This window comes from Pectobacterium colocasium (assembly GCF_020181655.1).
GTDB classification, from domain to species: Bacteria; Pseudomonadota; Gammaproteobacteria; order Enterobacterales; family Enterobacteriaceae; genus Pectobacterium; species Pectobacterium colocasium.
Genome location: NZ_CP084032.1, coordinates 3535632 through 3555782 on the forward strand (window position 1 = coordinate 3535632; position 20151 = coordinate 3555782).

The 20151-nt window shown below is 53.3% G+C and carries 4 protein-coding genes; 3 read left to right on the top strand and 1 reads right to left on the bottom strand.

Translation table 11 applies throughout. From position 1 onward, the window contains the following. Positions 1–4 precede the first annotated feature (4 nt). Entirely contained in the window at positions 5–14665 is a 14661-nt protein-coding gene (locus LCF41_RS16025) for an Ig-like domain-containing protein (RefSeq protein WP_431191543.1), read from the bottom strand. Between the two features lie 381 nt (positions 14666–15046). On the opposite strand from LCF41_RS16025, the gene LCF41_RS16030 reads away from it, so the two are divergent. The 3 genes from LCF41_RS16030 (at position 15047) to LCF41_RS16040 (ending at position 20121) form a co-directional block, all read left to right on the top strand. Beyond that, positions 15047–16399 (top strand): TolC family outer membrane protein, encoded by a 1353-nt coding sequence (locus tag LCF41_RS16030; protein WP_225085442.1) that lies wholly within the window; start codon positions 15047–15049, stop codon positions 16397–16399. A gap of 79 nt (positions 16400–16478) precedes the next feature. Continuing rightward, complete coding sequence (locus tag LCF41_RS16035; protein WP_225085443.1) at positions 16479–18773, top strand: type I secretion system permease/ATPase; 2295 nt, start codon at positions 16479–16481, stop codon at positions 18771–18773. Then, positions 18760–20121 carry an HlyD family type I secretion periplasmic adaptor subunit gene (locus tag LCF41_RS16040; RefSeq protein ID WP_225085444.1) on the top strand — a complete coding sequence of 454 codons (1362 nt, stop codon included), beginning with the start codon at positions 18760–18762 and terminating at the stop codon, positions 20119–20121. Before LCF41_RS16035 ends, LCF41_RS16040 begins: the two co-directional genes overlap by 14 nt. Positions 20122–20151: the final 30 nt, after the last annotated feature.

The window sequence follows — 20151 nt, forward strand, 5'->3', positions numbered from 1 at the left end:
TTCGTCAGCTCGACTGTTCTGGTTTGCTGACCAGGCTTTCAAGCGACGGCAATGCACCGTTATAGTGTTCCAACGTAATCGACACTGCAACCGTTCCGCCTTTATCCGCCGTAAAGTTCCCCGCCGTGCTAACCTCAATCGTCGGTGAACCATGATTATCGGTGATACGAATATAGCGGCTAATATCGGTCCCTTCCTCCAGTTCGCCCACCAGATCGCTTAAATCAATCCGGTCACCTTCTTTGGCATTGAAGTCTTTGATCACATCGTTGCCGATATCGCCAGCCTGCCACTTAAAGATATCCGCGCCCGCGCCGCCGATGAGCGTATCGCCCCCCGGTCCACCGATCAGGATGTCATCCCCCGCACCACCGTAGAGCAGGTCATTCCCTTCTCCACCAATCAGCGTGTCATTTCCGCCCTGACCGAACAGAATGTCGTTCCCCGCTCCACCGTTGAGTGTGTCGTTGCCATCTTTCGCAGACGACAGATCAAACTCCGCGCCGTGCGTGGCAATATAGCTATGCATCTCTTTCGCCGTCGGTACGCCGGTTTGCATACCTAACTGCTTGCCAATGTAGTTCTGCAAGGCGGTGATACCGTTGCCGTCGATATTAGGAAACGACACCACATCGCCGAACAGAATGTCATTCCCCAATCCGCCATTAAGTTGGTCATTACCTGCATGCATTGACTCACTGCTGCCCAGAATCGCTTTATTCAGGTTAGCAGGGTCAATATGATCCTGAACCACGCCATCGGTGTCATAGCGCTTCAGCGTATTACCATTTAAATCCGCACCAATACCGATCGCTTCAATGGTTGACTGCTTCTTCAGTAAACTGAAAGCCTCAGTCGCATTGGTGTTGCTGACATCACGGTTACCAGAGTTATCGACCCAGTACCATTTGCCGCGGTAGTCCTGCGCCCAGTAGCTGCTGTTATTACCCACGCCGCCCAGAGAGGAGATTTCATACGTTCCATCCCCCTGTGCGTGTACCTGACCAATCACCGTACCCGTGACTTGATTGCTTTTATCACTCCATGCATATTGATAGACGTTCCCTTTGCTATCAATCACTTCACGCACTGCACCGCGAACATCCATAGAGTAGGACTGCCCGGGTTTGTAGGCGAAACTATCGATGTTCAGCGTTTGGTTCCAGTCACTCACTTTCACGACATCGGTTTCATTCTTCTGATAGAACGTTGGCTCACCATCGGTAATGAAGTACGTCAGGTTATTACCCACATTCTTTTTCACCGCATCGCTTTGGAACCAGTTAGCCGTCGTCTTGAATACATCTTCATAGTTGGTTCCACCGCCTTTCTCCGATCCGCCAACCATTGAGTTCAATACAGCGGTCAGCTTATTCAGCGCATTGGTGTCGCTCAGGTTTACGGATGCGGTTTTCCCCACCTGCGTATCAAAGTCAGCCAGGAAAATGTTCACCGTACCGGAATTCACACCACTTGCGCTGTTGATCAGGCTTTTGAACACATTACTCAACGACGTACGCGTATTCTCAATATCCGTTGACGACATACTGCCGGATGAATCGACCATAAAGGCAATGTTGTAATTCTGTCCTTCAATGATCTGCAAACCAGACACATCCGCGACCATCACATCGTGGCTGTGCGTACCGGACATGTTGTCATCGCCTATCGTACCAACGCTCATGCCATACTGCTCAACGCCTCCGGCAGAGTAACCCGTCGCCGTGTCATGGTTGGCAATTTCTGTCGATGTCGCCTGCGCCACCACGTTGAATTTACCCGCATCGACAGGCACTTCGAGCGTAATCTTGCCAGCCAGCGTCTGGGCATTGTTGGCGTTCTTGATGAGATACGATCCATCGTCACCAACGGTATACGTCACATTGTTAATGTGGTCAGTCAGCACTGTTCCTTTCGGGATCCCTGTGAGTGTAATCCCTGACAGGGTTTCACTGCCGTCACGATCGGTCAGGGCTGCCGACACATCCAACGTATGCGTCTGCGTACCAGCCTGACCAGGCACCGTTTCAATCTTCGCGCTATTAGTGCCCGGCGTGTATGTCGTACCGTCACTGTAGATCACGCCTTCAATATTGTTACTGACCTGCGTGGTAAACGAGCCTGACTTGCCGCTGCTATCGGTATAGTTAACTTTCAGTCCGTCCAGCGTGTTAACCGACGTATCCTGATTGTTGTTCGTGCTATAGGTTGCGTTATAGGTGTAACCCGTCTCTTTCATAACGAACACATAGTCAGAATGTGCGCTGCTGCCGTTATTCGTCCGGTTACCGTTAAACGAATCCAGATCGCGATGATCCTTACGATCGGCTGGCCAGTCACTCTGTCGATAGAAATACCCGCTGTTGGAATGCACAACAAAGATATCGCTGTAGTTGCCATCCCCGCTGGTATTGCCCTGACTGTAGTACGCGACCTTACCAGTACCGACCACCGTGGGTACCGGATCCCCTTCGGTTAGCCAAACGCGGACACCGTCGCCCACGGCGACAATTTTCCCATTTTGTACGTCAAAGCCACCGTTGGCGCTACCGCCATTGACCTTAATAATTTCCGAAGAGGTCGGCGTTGTCGCACCGCTGGTGATGCTCAGGCTCACTACCGGCGCATCTGCTACAGGTGTTATGCCAATATGCAGCGCAGCTTTATCACCGGTGTTCCCCGCGACATCAACGGGCCGATAACCAATATCACCCAGCGATGCGCCTGAGATATTGCCCACTGGCGTAAAGCGCAGATCGGTGTTGCCAGCGGTAAAGGTTTGCCCAACCGTGACCGCTTTCCAACTTCCGCTATCGTTAAAATAGAGTGTGCCAGCGCTGGCTGGCGGTAAAGACGAAATCACGATACTTGTGGTATCGCTCGATACGCCCAGATCGCCCCAGCCAATATGGAGCGGCGTGTCTTCCGTGCCAGACACCGAATTGTCGTGTGCGGTTGGCGGCGTAATATCCATGATCGCCTGGCTGTTATCATGCGCCTGATTACCTGCCGCATCGGTCGCCGTCGCGCCAGCGGTAATCTTGCCTTCCGCTAACGAGCTCAAGTCGACATTCGCCTGCCATTTACCATTCGTCACAGGCACATCATGCAGCGTAACCGACTTACCATTCACATCGGTAAAGACCAGATCGACCGTTTTCTCGTTACTGGTACCGCTGATTACCGTATTTTTCGACTCACTCTGGCTGACATACCCATCGTTACCAGCGAAATTCGTAATATCAATTTCTGGTGCAGTCGTATCCACACCGTATGCATGATGGATATTCGCTGTGGTGACGTTACCCGCCGGATCACGCGTAGTGACCGTGGCACTCACATCATTATTGGTGGCCAGCACCGAACCGGGAACATTGACGCTCCAGGTTTTGCCGTCGGCATTCACCGTGGTCTGGTAGGTCTCGGTACCGACTTTCACGGTAATGGCATCGCCCGCTTTGACATCGTTATCGACTTTACCGGTGACGGCAATCGTCTGCCCTGATTCGGTGGCGTTAATCACGTTATCGCTGGTGACATTGTCGATAGTAATCGACGCGGTTGGTGCCACCGTATCGACGCCGTAAGCGTGAGTCGTGTTAGCCGTTGTGACATTGCCTGCGGTATCGCGCGTGGTGACAGTAGCGCTCACATCATTATTGGTGGCCAGTACAGATCCCGGAACATTGACGCTCCAGGTCTTGCCGTCAGCATTCACCGTCGTCTGGTAGGTTTCCGTGCCGACTTTCACGGCCACCGTATCGCCGGCTTTCACGTCGTTATAGACTTTACCGGTGACGGCGATGGTCTGCCCGGACTCGCTAGCGTTGATGACGTTATCGCTGGTGACGTTATCGATAGTAATCGAGGCAACTGGAGCCACCGTATCGACACCGTAAGCGTGAGAAGTATTCGCCGTCGTGACGTTACCCGCCGTATCACGGGTGGTAACCGAGGCAGAAATATCACCGTTTGCAGCAAGAACAGATCCCGGAACATTCACGCTCCAGGTCTTGCCGTCAGCATTCACCGTCGTCTGGTAGGTCTCGGTACCGACTTTGACCGTCACCGTATCGCCGGCTTTGACGTCGTTATCGACCTTACCCGTTACCGCAATCGTCTGGCCGGATTCAGCGGCGTTAATCACGTTATCCGACGTGACATTGTCAATAGTAATCGACGCGGTGGGTGCCACCGTATCGACACCGTAAGCATGAGTCGTGTTGGCGGTGGTAACGTTGCCTGCCGTATCGCGTGTGGTAACCGAGGCAGAAATATCACCGTTTGCAGCAAGAACAGATCCCGGAACATTCACGCTCCAGGTCTTGCCGTCAGCATTCACCGTGGTCTGGTAGGTCTCGGTGCCGACTTTAACCGTCACCGCATCGCCGGCTTTGACGTCGTTATCGACCTTACCCGTTACCGCAATCGTCTGGCCGGATTCGGCGGCGTTAATCACGTTATCCGACGTCACATCGTCGATAGTAATCGAGGCAGTTGGCGCAACGGTGTCGACACCGTAAGCGTGACTGGTATTCGCAGTCGTAACATTACCTGCGGTATCGCGTGTGGTGACCGTGGCAGAGATATCTCCGTTGGCGGCTAACACCGAGCCGGGAACATTGACGCTCCAGGTTTTACCGTCTGCATTCACCGTCGTCTGGTAGGTTTCCGTGCCGACTTTCACGGCCACCGTATCGCCAGCTTTCACGTCGTTATCGACTTTACCGGTGACGGCAATGGTCTGCCCGGATTCGGCAGCGTTGATGACGTTATCGGATGTCACATCATCGATAGTAATCGAGGCAACTGGAGCCACCGTATCGACGCCATAAGCGTGACTGGTGTTGGCGGTGGTGACGTTACCCGCCGCGTCGCGCGTGGTAACCGTGGCAGAGATATCACCGTTTGCAGCCAGCACGGAGCCCGGAACATTCACGCTCCAGATTTTACCGTCAGCATTCACCGTCGTCTGGTAGGTCTCGGTACCGACTTTCACGGCCACCGTATCGCCAGCTTTCACGTCGTTATCGACTTTACCGGTGACGGCAATGGTCTGCCCGGATTCGGCAGCGTTGATGACGTTATCGGATGTCACATCATCGATAGTAATCGAGGCAACTGGAGCCACCGTATCGACGCCATAAGCGTGACTGGTGTTGGCGGTGGTGACATTACCCGCCGCGTCGCGCGTGGTAACCGTGGCAGAGATATCACCGTTTGCAGCCAGCACGGAGCCCGGAACATTCACGCTCCAGGTTTTACCATCGGCATTGACCGTCGTCTGGTAGGTTTCCGTGCCGACGTTAACCGTCACCGCATCACCGGCTTTGACGTCGTTATCGACTTTACCGGTGACGGCGATCGTCTGGCCGGACTCAGTCGCATTAATCACGTTATCGGATGTCACATCGTCGATAGATATCGACGCGGTTGGCGCTACCGTATCGACGCCGTAAGCATGAGTCGTGTTGGCAGTAGTAACATTGCCTGCCGGATCACGGGTGGTAACCGTGGCAGAGATATCACCGTTTGCAGCCAGCACGGAGCCCGGAACATTCACGCTCCAGGTTTTACCATCGGCATTGACCGTCGTCTGGTAGGTCTCGGTACCAACCTTAACGGTAATCGCATCGCCCGCTTTCACGTCGTTGTCGACTTTACCGGTGACGGCAATGGTCTGCCCGGATTCGGCCGCATTAATCACGTTATCCGACGTGACATTGTCGACAGTAATTGACGCCGTTGGCGCGACGGTGTCGACACCGTAAGCGAGACTGGTATTCGCAGTCGTAACATTACCTGCCGCATCTCGTGTGGTGACCGTGGCAGAGATATCTCCGTTGGCGGCTAACACCGAGCCGGGAACATTGACACTCCAGGTCTTGCCATCGGCATTCACGGTGGTCTGGTAGGTTTCCGTACCGACTTTAACCGTCACCGCATCACCCGCTTTCACGTCGTTATCGACTTTACCGGTGACCGCAATGGTCTGGCCGGATTCGGCAGCGTTGATGACGTTATCGGATGTCACATCATCGATAGAGATAGAAGCGGTTGGCGCAACGGTATCCACGCCGTAAGTGTGATTGGTGTCTGCGGTGGTGACGTTACCCGCCGCATCGCGTGTGGTCACGCTGGCAGAGATATCGCTATTGGCCGCCAGTACTGAATCGGGAACATTCACACTCCAGGTTTTACCATCGGCATTCACCGTCGTCTGGTAGGTCTCGGTACCGACTTTGACCGTCACCGCATCACCGGCTTTGACGTCGTTATCGACGTTACCCGTCACCGCAATCGTCTGGCCGGATTCGGCGGCGTTAATGACGTTATCGGATGTCACATCGTCGATAGTAATTGAAGCAGTTGGCGCCACCGTATCGACACCATAAGCGTGATTCGTGTTAGCCGTCGTGACGTTGCCTGCCGCATCACGCGTGGTGACCGTGGCAGAAATATCACCGTTTGCAGCAAGAACAGATCCCGGAACATTGACGCTCCAGGTTTTACCATCCGCATTCACCGTCGTCTGGTAGGTCTCGGTACCAACCTTAACGGTAATGGCATCGCCCGCTTTGACTTCATCGCCCACCTTTCCGGTAACGGCTATCGTCTGACCGGACTCAGCCGCGTTAATCACGTTATCGCTGGTGACATCGTCAATAGAGATGGAAGCCGTCGGCGCAACCGTATCGACACCATAAGCGTGATTCGTGTTAGCCGTCGTGACGTTGCCTGCCGCATCACGCGTGGTGACCGTGGCACTCACATCGCTGTTGGCGGCCAGTACAGAACCCGGAACATTGACACTCCAGGTTTTACCGTCAGCATTCACCGTCGTCTGGTAGGTCTCGGTACCGACTTTAACCGTCACCGCATCACCCGCTTTCACGTCGTTATCGACGTTACCGGTGACGGCAATGGTCTGGCCGGATTCGGCGGCGTTAATCACGTTATCGCTGGTGACATCGTCGATAGTAATCGACGCGGTTGGCGCCACCGTATCGACACCATAAGCGTGAGTCGTGTTAGCCGTCGTGACGTTACCCGCCGCATCACGTGTGGTGACCGTGGCAGAGATATCGCTATTGGCCGCCAGTACTGAACCGGGAACATTGACACTCCAGGTTTTACCGTCGGCATTCACCGTCGTCTGGTAGGTTTCCGTGCCGACTTTCACGGCCACCGTATCGCCGGCTTTCACGTCGTTATAGACTTTACCGGTGACGGCGATGGTCTGCCCGGACTCGCTAGCGTTGATGACGTTATCGCTGGTGACGTTATCGATAGTAATCGAGGCAGTTGGCGCCACCGTATCGACACCGTAAGCGTGGCTGGTATTCGCCGTCGTGACGTTACCTGCGGTATCACGCGTGGTGACAGTAGCGCTCACATCATTATTGGTGGCCAGTACAGATCCCGGAACATTGACGCTCCAGGTCTTGCCGTCAGCATTCACCGTCGTCTGGTAGGTTTCCGTGCCGACTTTAACGGTAATCGCATCACCCGCTTTGACGTCGTTATCGACCTTACCGGTGACGGATATCGTCTGGCCGGACTCAGCCGCGTTAATCACGTTATCGCTGGTGACATCGTCAATAGAGATGGAAGCCGTCGGCGCAACCGTATCGACACCGTAAGCGTGGCTGGTATTCGCCGTCGTGACGTTACCTGCGGTATCGCGCGTGGTAACCGTCGCGCTCACATCACTATTCGCCGCCAATATGGATCCCGGAACGTTGACGCTCCAGGTCTTACCATCGGCATTCACCGTCGTCTGGTAGGTCTCGGTACCGACTTTAACCGTAATGGCATCACCCGCTTTCACGTCGTTATCGACGTTACCGGTGACGGCGATGGTCTGACCGGACTCGGTGGCGTTAATCACATTATCGGATGTCACATCGTCGATAGATATCGATGCCGTTGGTGCGACGGTATCGACACCGTAAGCGTGACTGGTATTGGCGGTGGTGACGTTACCCGCCGCATCACGCGTGGTGACCGTGGCAGAAATATCACCGTTTGCAGCAAGAACCGATCCCGGAACATTCACGCTCCAGGTTTTGCCATCGGCATTCACCGTGGTCTGGTAAGTCTCGGTACCGACTTTAACCGTAATGGCGTCACCCGCTTTGACGTCGTTATCGACTTTACCCGTCACCGCAATCGTCTGACCAGACTCAGTCGCATTAATCACATTATCGGATGTCACATCGTCGATAGTAATCGACGCGGTTGGTGCAACGGTATCCACACCATAAGCGTGACTGGTATTCGCAGTCGTAACATTGCCCGCCGCATCACGGGTGTTGACCGTCGCGCTCACATCACTATTGGCGGCCAGCACCGAGCCGGGAACATTGACGCTCCAGGTTTTACCGTCAGAATTCACCGTCGTCTGGTAGGTTTCCGTGCCGACTTTCACGGCCACCGTATCGCCAGCTTTCACGTCGTTATCGACTTTACCGGTGACGGCAATGGTCTGCCCGGATTCGGCAGCGTTGATGACGTTATCGGATGTCACATCATCGATAGTAATCGAGGCAACTGGAGCCACCGTATCGACGCCATAAGCGTGACTGGTGTTGGCGGTGGTGACGTTACCCGCCGCGTCGCGCGTGGTAACCGTGGCAGAGATATCACCGTTTGCAGCCAGTACTGAACCGGGAACATTCACACTCCAGGTTTTACCGTCGGCATTGACCGTCGTCTGGTAGGTTTCCGTGCCGACTTTAACCGTCACCGCATCACCGGCTTTGACGTCGTTATCGACTTTACCGGTGACGGCGATGGTCTGGCCGGACTCGGCGGCATTAATCACATTATCGCTGGTAACATCATCGATGGTAATCGACGCGGTGGGTGCAACGGTGTCGACACCGTAAGCATGAGTCGTGTTAGCGGTGGTGACATTGCCTGCGGTATCGCGCGTGGTAACCGTCGCGCTCACATCACTATTCGCCGCCAATATGGATCCCGGAACGTTGACGCTCCAGGTCTTACCATCGGCATTCACCGTCGTCTGGTAGGTCTCGGTACCGACTTTAACCGTAATGGCATCACCCGCTTTCACGTCGTTATCGACGTTACCGGTGACGGCGATGGTCTGACCGGACTCGGTGGCGTTAATCACATTGTCGGATGTCACATCGTCGATAGATATCGACGCCGTTGGTGCGACGGTATCGACACCGTAAGCGTGACTGGTATTGGCGGTGGTGACGTTACCCGCCGCATCACGCGTGGTGACCGTGGCAGAAATATCACCGTTTGCAGCAAGAACCGATCCCGGAACATTCACGCTCCAGGTTTTGCCATCGGCATTCACCGTGGTCTGGTAGGTCTCGGTACCGACTTTCACGGTAATGGCATCGCCCGCTTTGACATCGTTATCGACTTTACCGGTGACGGCAATCGTCTGCCCTGATTCGGTGGCGTTAATCACGTTATCGCTGGTGACATTGTCGATAGTAATCGACGCGGTTGGTGCCACCGTATCGACGCCGTAAGCGTGAGTCGTGTTAGCCGTTGTGACATTGCCTGCGGTATCGCGCGTGGTGACAGTAGCGCTCACATCATTATTGGTGGCCAGTACAGATCCCGGAACATTGACGCTCCAGGTCTTGCCGTCAGCATTCACCGTCGTCTGGTAGGTTTCCGTGCCGACTTTAACCGTAATGGCATCACCCGCTTTGACGTCGTTATCGACTTTACCGGTGACGGCAATGGTCTGCCCGGACTCGGTGGCGTTAATGACGTTATCGGATGTCACATCGTCGATAGTAATTGAAGCAGTTGGCGCCACCGTATCGACACCGTAAGCATGAGTCGTGTCAGCCGTCGTGACGTTGCCTGCCGCATCACGCGTGGTAACCGTCGCGCTCACATCACTATTGGCGGCCAGCACGGAACCGGGAACATTGACGCTCCAGATTTTACCGTCAGCATTCACCGTCGTCTGGTAGGTCTCGGTACCGACTTTTACGGTCACCGCATCACCCGCTTTCACGTCGTTATCGACTTTACCGGTGACGGCAATGGTCTGCCCGGATTCGGCAGCGTTGATGACGTTATCGGATGTCACATCATCGATAGTAATCGAGGCAACTGGAGCCACCGTATCGACGCCATAAGCGTGACTGGTGTTGGCGGTGGTGACGTTGCCTGCCGTATCGCGTGTGGTAACCGTCGCGCTCACATCACTATTCGCAGCCAGTACGGAACCCGGAACATTGACGCTCCAGGTCTTGCCATCGGCATTCACCCTGGTCTGGTAGGTCTCGCTGCCGACTTTAACGGTAATGGCATCGCCCGCTTTGACGTCATTATCGACTTTACCCGTCACCGCGATCGTCTGCCCTGATTCGGCGGCATTAATCACGTTATCGCTGGTGACATTGTCGATAGTAATCGACGCCGTTGGCGCCACCGTATCGACACCATAAGCGTGAGTCGTGTTAGCCGTCGTGACGTTACCCGCCGCATCACGTGTGGTGACCGTGGCAGAGATATCGCTATTGGCCGCCAGTACTGAACCGGGAACATTGACACTCCAGGTTTTACCGTCGGCATTCACCGTCGTCTGGTAGGTCTCGCTGCCGACTTTAACCGTAATGGCATCACCCGCTTTGACGTCATTATCGACTTTACCGGTGACGGCAATGGTCTGGCCGGACTCAGTCGCATTAATCACGTTATCCGACGTCACATCATCGATAGTAATAGACGCCGTTGGCGCAACGGTGTCGACACCGTAAGCGAGACTGGTATTGGCAGTGGTGACGTTACCTGCTGGATCGCGGGTCGTGACCGTAGCGCTCACATCGCCATTGGCGGCCAGCACCGAGCCCGGAACATTCACGCTCCAGGTTTTGCCGTCAGCATTCACCGTCGTCTGGTAGGTTTCCGTGCCGACTTTAACCGTAATGGCATCGCCCGCTTTGACGTCATTATCGACTTTACCGGTGACGGCAATGGTCTGGCCGGACTCAGTCGCATTAATCACGTTATCGCTGGTGACATCATCGATAGTAATTGACGCCGTTGGCGCGACGGTGTCGACACCGTAAGCGAGACTGGTATTCGCAGTCGTAACATTACCTGCCGCATCTCGTGTGGTGACCGTGGCAGAGATATCTCCGTTGGCGGCTAACACCGAGCCGGGAACATTGACACTCCAGGTCTTGCCATCGGCATTCACGGTGGTCTGGTAGGTTTCCGTACCGACTTTAACCGTCACCGCATCACCCGCTTTCACGTCGTTATCGACTTTACCGGTGACCGCAATGGTCTGGCCGGATTCGGCGGCGTTAATCACGTTATCGCTGGTGACATCGTCGATAGTAATCGACGCGGTTGGCGCAACGGTATCCACGCCGTAAGTGTGATTGGTGTCTGCGGTGGTGACGTTACCCGCCGCATCGCGTGTGGTCACGCTGGCAGAGATATCGCTATTGGCCGCCAGTACTGAACCGGGAACATTGACACTCCAGGTTTTACCATCCGCATTCACCGTCGTCTGGTAGGTCTCGGTACCAACCTTAACGGTAATCGCATCGCCCGCTTTCACGTCGTTGTCGACTTTACCGGTGACGGCAATGGTCTGCCCGGACTCGGTGGCGTTAATCACATTATCGGATGTCACATCGTCGATAGATATCGACGCCGTTGGTGCGACGGTATCGACACCGTAAGCGTGACTGGTATTGGCGGTGGTGAAGTTACCCGCCGCATCACGCGTGGTGACGGTAGCGCTCACATCGCTATTGGCCGCCAGTACGGAACCCGGCACGTTCACGCTCCAGGTTTTGCCATCGGCATTCACCGTGGTCTGGTAAGTCTCGGTACCGACTTTAACCGTAATGGCATCACCCGCTTTCACGTCGTTATCGACTTTACCGGTGACGGCAATGGTCTGCCCGGACTCGGTGGCGTTAATGACGTTATCGGATGTCACATCGTCGATAGTAATTGAAGCAGTTGGCGCCACCGTATCGACACCGTAAGCATGAGTCGTGTCAGCCGTCGTGACGTTGCCTGCCGCATCACGCGTGGTAACCGTCGCGCTCACATCACTATTGGCGGCCAGCACGGAACCGGGAACATTGACGCTCCAGGTTTTACCATCGGCATTAACCGTCGTCTGGTAGGTCTCGGAACCGACTTTCACGGTCACCGTATCGCCGGCTTTGACGTCGTTATCGACTTTACCGGTGACGGCGATGGTCTGGCCGGATTCGGCGGCGTTAATCACGTTATCGCTGGTGACATCATCGATAGTAATCGAGGCAACTGGCGCCACCGTATCGACACCGTAAGCATGAGAAGTATTGGCGGTGGTGACGTTGCCTGCCGTATCTCGCGTGGTAACCGTCGCGCTCACATCACTATTGGCGGCCAGCACGGAACCGGGAACATTGACGCTCCAGATTTTACCGTCAGCATTCACCGTCGTCTGGTAGGTCTCGGTACCGACTTTTACGGTCACCGCATCACCCGCTTTCACGTCGTTATCGACTTTACCGGTGATGGCGATGGTCTGACCCGACTCGGCGGCGTTGATGACGTTATCGGATGTCACATCGTCGATAGATATAGAGGCAACTGGTGCCACCGTATCGACGCCGTAAGCGTGAGTCGTGTTGGCGGTGGTGACGTTGCCTGCCGCATCACGGGTGGTGACCGTGGCAGAGATATCACCGTTTGCAGCAAGAACAGATCCCGGAACATTCACGCTCCAGGTCTTACCATCGGCATTCACCGTTGTCTGGTAGGTCTCGGTACCGACTTTTACGGTCACCGCATCGCCCGCTTTGACGTCGTTATCGACCTTACCCGTTACCGCAATGGTCTGCCCTGACTCGCTAGCATTGATGACGTTATCCGACGTGACATTGTCGATAGTAATTGAAGCAACTGGCGCCACCGTATCCACACCGTAAGCGTGACTGGTATTGGCAGTGGTGACGTTACCTGCTGGATCGCGGGTCGTGACCGTAGCGCTCACATCGCCATTGGCGGCCAGCACCGAGCCCGGAACATTCACGCTCCAGGTTTTACCGTCAGCATTCACCGTCGTCTGGTAGGTCTCGGTACCGACTTTAACCGTCACCGCATCACCCGCTTTCACGTCGTTATCGACTTTACCGGTGACGGCAATGGTCTGGCCGGATTCGGCGGCGTTAATCACGTTATCGCTGGTGACATCATCGATAGTAATAGACGCCGTTGGCGCAACGGTGTCGACACCGTAAGCGAGACTGGTATTCGCAGTCGTAACATTACCTGCCGCATCTCGTGTGGTGACCGTGGCAGAGATATCGCTATTGGCCGCCAGTACTGAACCGGGAACATTGACACTCCAGGTTTTACCGTCGGCATTCACCGTCGTCTGGTAGGTTTCCGTGCCGACTTTAACGGTAATCGCATCACCCGCTTTGACGTCGTTATCGACCTTACCGGTGACGGATATCGTCTGGCCGGACTCAGCCGCGTTAATCACGTTATCGCTGGTGACATCGTCAATAGAGATGGAAGCCGTCGGCGCAACCGTATCGACACCGTAAGCGTGATTCGTGTTAGCCGTCGTGACGTTGCCTGCCGCATCACGCGTGGTGACCGTGGCAGAAATATCACCGTTTGCAGCAAGAACAGATCCCGGAACATTGACGCTCCAGGTTTTACCATCCGCATTCACCGTCGTCTGGTAGGTCTCGGTACCAACCTTAACGGTAATGGCATCGCCCGCTTTGACTTCATCGCCCACCTTTCCGGTAACGGCTATCGTCTGACCGGACTCGCTGGCATTAATCACATTATCCGACGTGACATCGTCAATTGAAATTGAGGCCACAGGAGGCAGAGTATCAACCGTTACCGCTTCACTTCCGCCTGTACCAGGAATGCCTGCGGCATCGGTGTAACTGCCATCAGGGATGCTGACCCGAACTTCACCCTCAAAATTGGCGGCTGGCGTTAATGTCGCCGTCCAGCGAGTGGGATCGTTAGGATCCTGCACCAGATTCGTTACTGAGCCGTTTGTTACGATGATATCCGTGAGGTCAAAACCAACGGGCGGTTTTGTAAAAACGAAATTTATTGTGCCGTCACTGTTTATGACAAGAGTGACAGAGGGAGGTGTAGTATCGGTAGTATCCGCTGCGGCAGTCAGCAGCGTGGATGAATCGACGCCATCCAGAACGGACGAGGCACGGTCAGTAAACGATAGACCAGCGGTATCATACCCAATCGGGGTCGTCACAACCTCGGCTGTTAAGTTCAAAACGACCGCGGGATTAAAGTGCCCGCCGCCGCCGTCACCCGCCTCTCCGGTGCTGTCATTACCTGCGGCAGTCGCTTCAAGCACCTGTGTCGGGTCAGCGCCCTGAGCAATCGCATCTTGTATCGCGGCGACATCATTCGCAACATCCGCACTGCTCTGAGAAGACGCATTGCTGACATCGCTCCAGCGGCTATCACGTCCCAGATCCAATGTTTTGCCATCCGGTAATGTGATTGAAACCGCGCCATTAGCCCCGGTCACGACCTCTTCACCGCTGTAAACCCGATCGCCAGCAACCAGCAATCTCTGGCTCCCATCAAGCGCGACGATAAAAACCTGTCCAATAACGAATTTAATGACGCCAATCACACTGTTCAAAATACTTTCTCCTTGATATCTATAATTATTTTTATAATGTGGCGATATTGCGGCTATAGATTTTTGCTATCATCCTGATAGGGTTGGTTTGCTGTGTGTCATCCTGACATTTTATTAAAAAAAGCGTTACGATAGGGTTGTTGTGATGCGTCAAACGCTTGACTCAATGCACGATATAATAAAAAATTCAGAATATTCTTTCCAGAACTTTACTCACTTAGAGTAATTTCTATTTTTTTCGCCTTAGATGCATCAGAAAAATAAATTAAAACATTGATATAAATGGAATAAAATAAAATCAATTCGTTAAGCGTTTATATAACATTCAAATACTCTAATAGGAATAATCACAAATAAAGTTTTTGTGAAGGAAAACTGCTGATGATTCGTAGATACCAATTTGCTTTATTGCCTTTTATTACTGTTTTTTCCACAGCGCTCCATGCCGAGACGATTCAGGAAGCCATTAGAAGCACGCTCTACACCCACCCCGAAGTGAGTGCATCCATTAATAATCGTTTTTCTGCCGAACATGATTTACGCGCAGCAAAAGGAGGATATCTTCCCTCCATCACCCTAAGCGCAGGCGTGGGCCGCGAAGAAACCGATAGCCCCTCAACACGTGCCAGCGCTAATAAGCGCGTTGAACTCAGCCGTCAGGAATCGAGTATTAATCTAAGCCAGACGGTGTTCGATGGTTTCGCCACCTCAAGTGAGGTCGGCAGACAACGCGCCACCGTCAATTCACGCGCCTATAAAGTATTAAATACTAGTGAGTCGACAGCGTTAGATACGGTTCAGGTTTATCTCAATGTGTTACAGCGTCAGGAATTCGTCCGTCTGGCGCAAGCCAACCTGACAAGCCATGAGCGTATTTACGATCAAATCAGACTGCGCAGCGAACAGGGCGTTGGTCGATTGGCCGATTTGGATCAGGCCGAAGCTCGTCTCGCACAGGCTCGTAATAACGTGCTGACAGAGCAAACCAATCTGGACGATGCCAAAATCAACTACATGAGCATTGTAGGCAAAGTACCCGATAATTTGGTGATGCCCGATGCTTCTGTGATAAAACTCCCCGCCTCGTTGGAAGAAGCCCAGCGCATCATGCTGGCTAACAGCCCGGCGCTGAAATCCGCGGAGTCAGATATTGAAGCCACACAGCAACAATATGAGGCTTCAAAATCAACATTTTATCCACGCCTCAACGTTGAACTCTCTCGTACGATGGATAACAACGTTGACGGGACGCGCGGCCAAAACAATGAATGGCAGGCGATGGTGCGGATGCGCTACAACCTGTATGAAGGCGGTAGCAGCAAGGCGAATATGGAATCAAAAGCCTATCAGGTAAAAGAAGCGCAGGATGTGCGAAATAATGCCCTGCGCCTGCTGAGCGAAGAGCTAAAACTAGCCTGGTCAGCGTTAAATAACTCGCGTCAACAGTTGCCGATCGCCGCCGAGTATGCCGACCGCAGTATGAAAGTGCGTACCGCCTATCAAAAACAATTTGGCCTGGGGGAAAGGACGCTATTGGACTTGCTGGACAGTGAAAACGAGCTGTTCACAGCACAACGCCGTCTGGTCGAGGTTCGCTTCACTTCACTCTATACCGAATACCGGATCGCATCACGCATGGGAGAACTATTAAATCGTTTGGCGATCCCAGCACCTGAGGCCGGTACCAGCTTGACAAACGTAACCACCCACGCAGAGTTGCCGAGCCTTAATTAATATATTTCATTGGTCAGACGGCGATAAATTATGGTTTATATGCGAGGGAATTACGTTGCGTAAGGGAACGTTCCGTTAAATGAAGTTGCATTCAGTACAAGAGACTCATGGTTCTGATACATCAGTTACCCAGGAGCCTGTCGCCCATGAGTCTGCTGTTTTTCATGAATCAACGGTTGTTCATGAATCAACGGTTGTTCATGAATCAACGGCCGTTCATGAAGCGACTGCCGCGCATGAAAATAATAGTGACCCTCGTAGCCGTCATGATGACCCGCTATTGGATAGTTTACTGATCCTCTGTGCCTTGCAGGGGAAATCGGTCAGCCGTACCACACTCACCGCCGGGCTCCCCTTAGCCAACCAGCGGTTATCGGTAAAATTGCTTCCGAGAGCTGCGGCGCGTGCAGGGCTGCAAGGGCGTGTTCTCAAACGTTCGTTGAATAAAATTTCCGACATGTCACTCCCCGCGATGTTGCTGTTACGGGAAGGACGCGCGGCAATTCTGCTAGGCTGGAACGCTGACGGTAGCGCACGCCTGATGCCCAGCGAAACAGAAGGCGGGGAAATTTCCGTCGAGCACAATACGCTGCAACAGAATTATCTGGGCCTGGTGATGTTCGCCCAGCCTCGTCACCAGTTCGATCTGCAAAATCCGTCGCTGATCCCCCGAACCAAATCCTGGTTCAAGGATACGCTTAAGCTTTCACGTTCGCTCTACCTCGATGCCATCCTCGCCACGCTGCTGGTGAACATCATCGCACTGGCTACGCCGCTGTTCGTGATGAATGTCTATGATCGGGTTGTGCCGAATCAGGCAACGGCGACATTGTGGGTGTTGGCTATCGGCGTTACTGGTGCTTTTGTTTTCGATTTGATACTCAAAACGCTGCGCGGCATTTGCCTTGATATGGCCGGTAAAAAAACCGATCTGATTATTTCCGCCACGCTATTTGAACGCATTACCGGTATGTCGATGAAGGCCCGGCCACCACGTGTCGGTAGCTTTGCGCAGAATATTCATGAATTTCAATCGCTCAGAGACTTCCTTTCCTCGCTGACGCTGACGACACTGATCGACTTTCCTTTTACGCTGCTTCTGTTGTTGGTTATCGGCATTATCGGCGGCCCGCTGGTCTGGGTTTCCATCCTCGCCTACCCTATCGCCCTGTTGGCGAGTTGGGCGATGCAAAAGCCGCTATCCGCCACCATTGAAAAAACAATGCACCTTGCCAGCGAGCGGCAGGCTACGCTGATCGAAACGCTGAGCTGTCTGGATGCAATCAAGGTCAATAATGCAGAAAGTGAACGTCAGCACCAATGGGAACAGACTATTGGTAGCCTGAGCAAGCTGGAAATGCGAGCCAAGGCGTTGTCTTCACTGGCAGTAAACCTGACGCAATGGTTCCAGCAATTTGCCGGTGTTGCCATGATCGTCGTCGGCGTCTACATGCTGATTAACGGTAAGCTCAGTATGGGTGGATTGATTGCCTGTTACATGCTGAACGGCAGAGCGCTTATGCCGCTGGGTCAACTGTCTGGTTTGGTCAGCCGTTACCAGCAGGCGCGTTTGACGATGCAAACCACCGAACAAATGATGCAGTTGCCACAAGAGCGTAGCGATAACGAACGTCCGCTGAAGCGCGAGAGCATCCGGGGCGGTATCGAATTTCGCGATGTGACGTTCAATTATCCAGAACAAAAAACCAGTTCGCTGCAAGGCATCAGCCTGACCATCGCTCCCGGCGAGAAAGTCGGCGTTATTGGTCGTAGCGGGTCAGGAAAAAGCTCACTGCAAAAACTGATAGTGAACCTCTATCAGCCTAACACCGGCAATATTCTGATCGACGGCGTCGATGCCCGTCAGTTGGATGTCAGCGATTTACGCCACAATATCGGCTATGTTCCTCAAGATATTCAGCTATTTAGTGGCTCACTGCGCAATAACCTGATTAGTGGCGCACGCTATGTCGAAGATGAAGCGATGCTGCGAGCCGCAGAGATTTCAGGGGTGAACGAGTTTGCCCGTCTGCATCCGGATGGCTACAACCTTCAGGTTGGCGAACGCGGTCAACAGCTCTCCGGCGGGCAGCGTCAGGCTGTCGCGATAGCCAGAGCGCTGTTGCTCGATCCGCCGATTCTGGTGCTGGATGAACCCACCAGTTCGATGGATAACACCAGTGAAGATCGGTTAAAGCAGGCTTTGGCTCCCGTCATTGCGGAAAAAACGCTTTTACTGGTTACCCATCGGGTTTCCATGCTGGCACTGGTCGATCGTTTAGTGATCGTCGATAAAGGCAAAATTATTGCGGATGGGCCGAAGGCGATCGTGATGGATGCGTTGAAGAAGGGGCAGATCAATGCGTCTCGGTAAATATATCAAACGAATCAAACGCTATTTTGTCGGCGGAGATGAAGAAAGCCTTCAAACGATGCCTGAAGTGAGCCGGGCAATGGCTGAAGATTCGCCACGTTCTATTCGCTTTACACTATGGGCTATCGGCGCTTTTTTCCTGTTTTTCATCCTGTGGGCCGGGCTGGCGGATATTGATGAAGTCACGCGGGGTGACGGTAAAGCCATCCCCTCTTCCCGATTGCAAAAAATCCAAAACCTGGAAGGTGGGATCGTCACGGAAGTGTTCATACGTGAAGGCCAGGTCGTCAATGCCGGCGATCCTTTGCTGCGTCTTGATGATACACGTTTTGCGTCCAACGTCGGTGAAACAGAGGCCGATCGGCTTGCGCTGCTCTCGCGCATTGAACGTCTGAACGCCGAAATCAACGATCGGGATCTGGTGCTTTCGGAAGAAATTACAACGCAAGCGCCCAAAATCGCAGCAGGAGAAAAAGAGCTGTATAACAGCCGCCGCCAGCAGCTCCACAATGAGGTGTCCGGTTTGGAAGAGCAGTTGATCCAGCGTCGCCAGGAACTGAGAGATTTCTCTGCCAAGGAAATTCAGTTCCGCAATAGTCTGGGTCTGCTCCAGCAAGAAATTAAAATGTCAGAACCGCTAATCGCGGAAGGTGCCATTTCTAAAGTTGAAGTGTTACGACTGCGCCGCGCAGAGGTCGAAACCCGTGGCCAGCTTGATTCCATCAAGCTTTCGATTCCGCGGGCGGAGTCTGCGATTAAAGAGAGCGAGAATAAAATAGAGGAAACGCGCAGCCGTTATAAAAGCGAGGCGTTATCTCAGCTAAGTGAAGCACAAACCAACCTGAACAAAATTGAAGCCACGGGCAAAGCACTTGAAGACCGGGTAAACCGAACGCTGGTCGTCTCCCCCGTTCGCGGTATTGTGCAGCAGGTTTTAGTGAATACCATCGGCGGGGTGATTCAACCGGGTAGCGACCTGGTGGAGATTGTTCCACTGGACGATAACCTGTTGGTGGAAGCCAGGATTCGGCCACAGGATATTGCGTTTTTGCATCCAGGTCAGGATGCCATAATCAAATTAACAGCCTATGACTACACCATCTATGGTGGTTTAAAAGGCCAGTTGGAACAAATCAGCCCAGATACCGTAACCGATAAAGAAGGGAACAGCTTTTATATTATTCGCTTACGGACTGATAAGAATTATTTAGGCTCAGCCGATAAACCACTTCTTATCATTCCAGGTATGGTGGCCTCTGTTGATATAATAACGGGAAAGAAAACGATCCTCAGCTATTTGTTAAAACCGATTATTCGAGCAAAAGCAGAAGCACTACGGGAAAGATAATAAAAAAGGCGCCCAGCAAGCGCCTTTTTT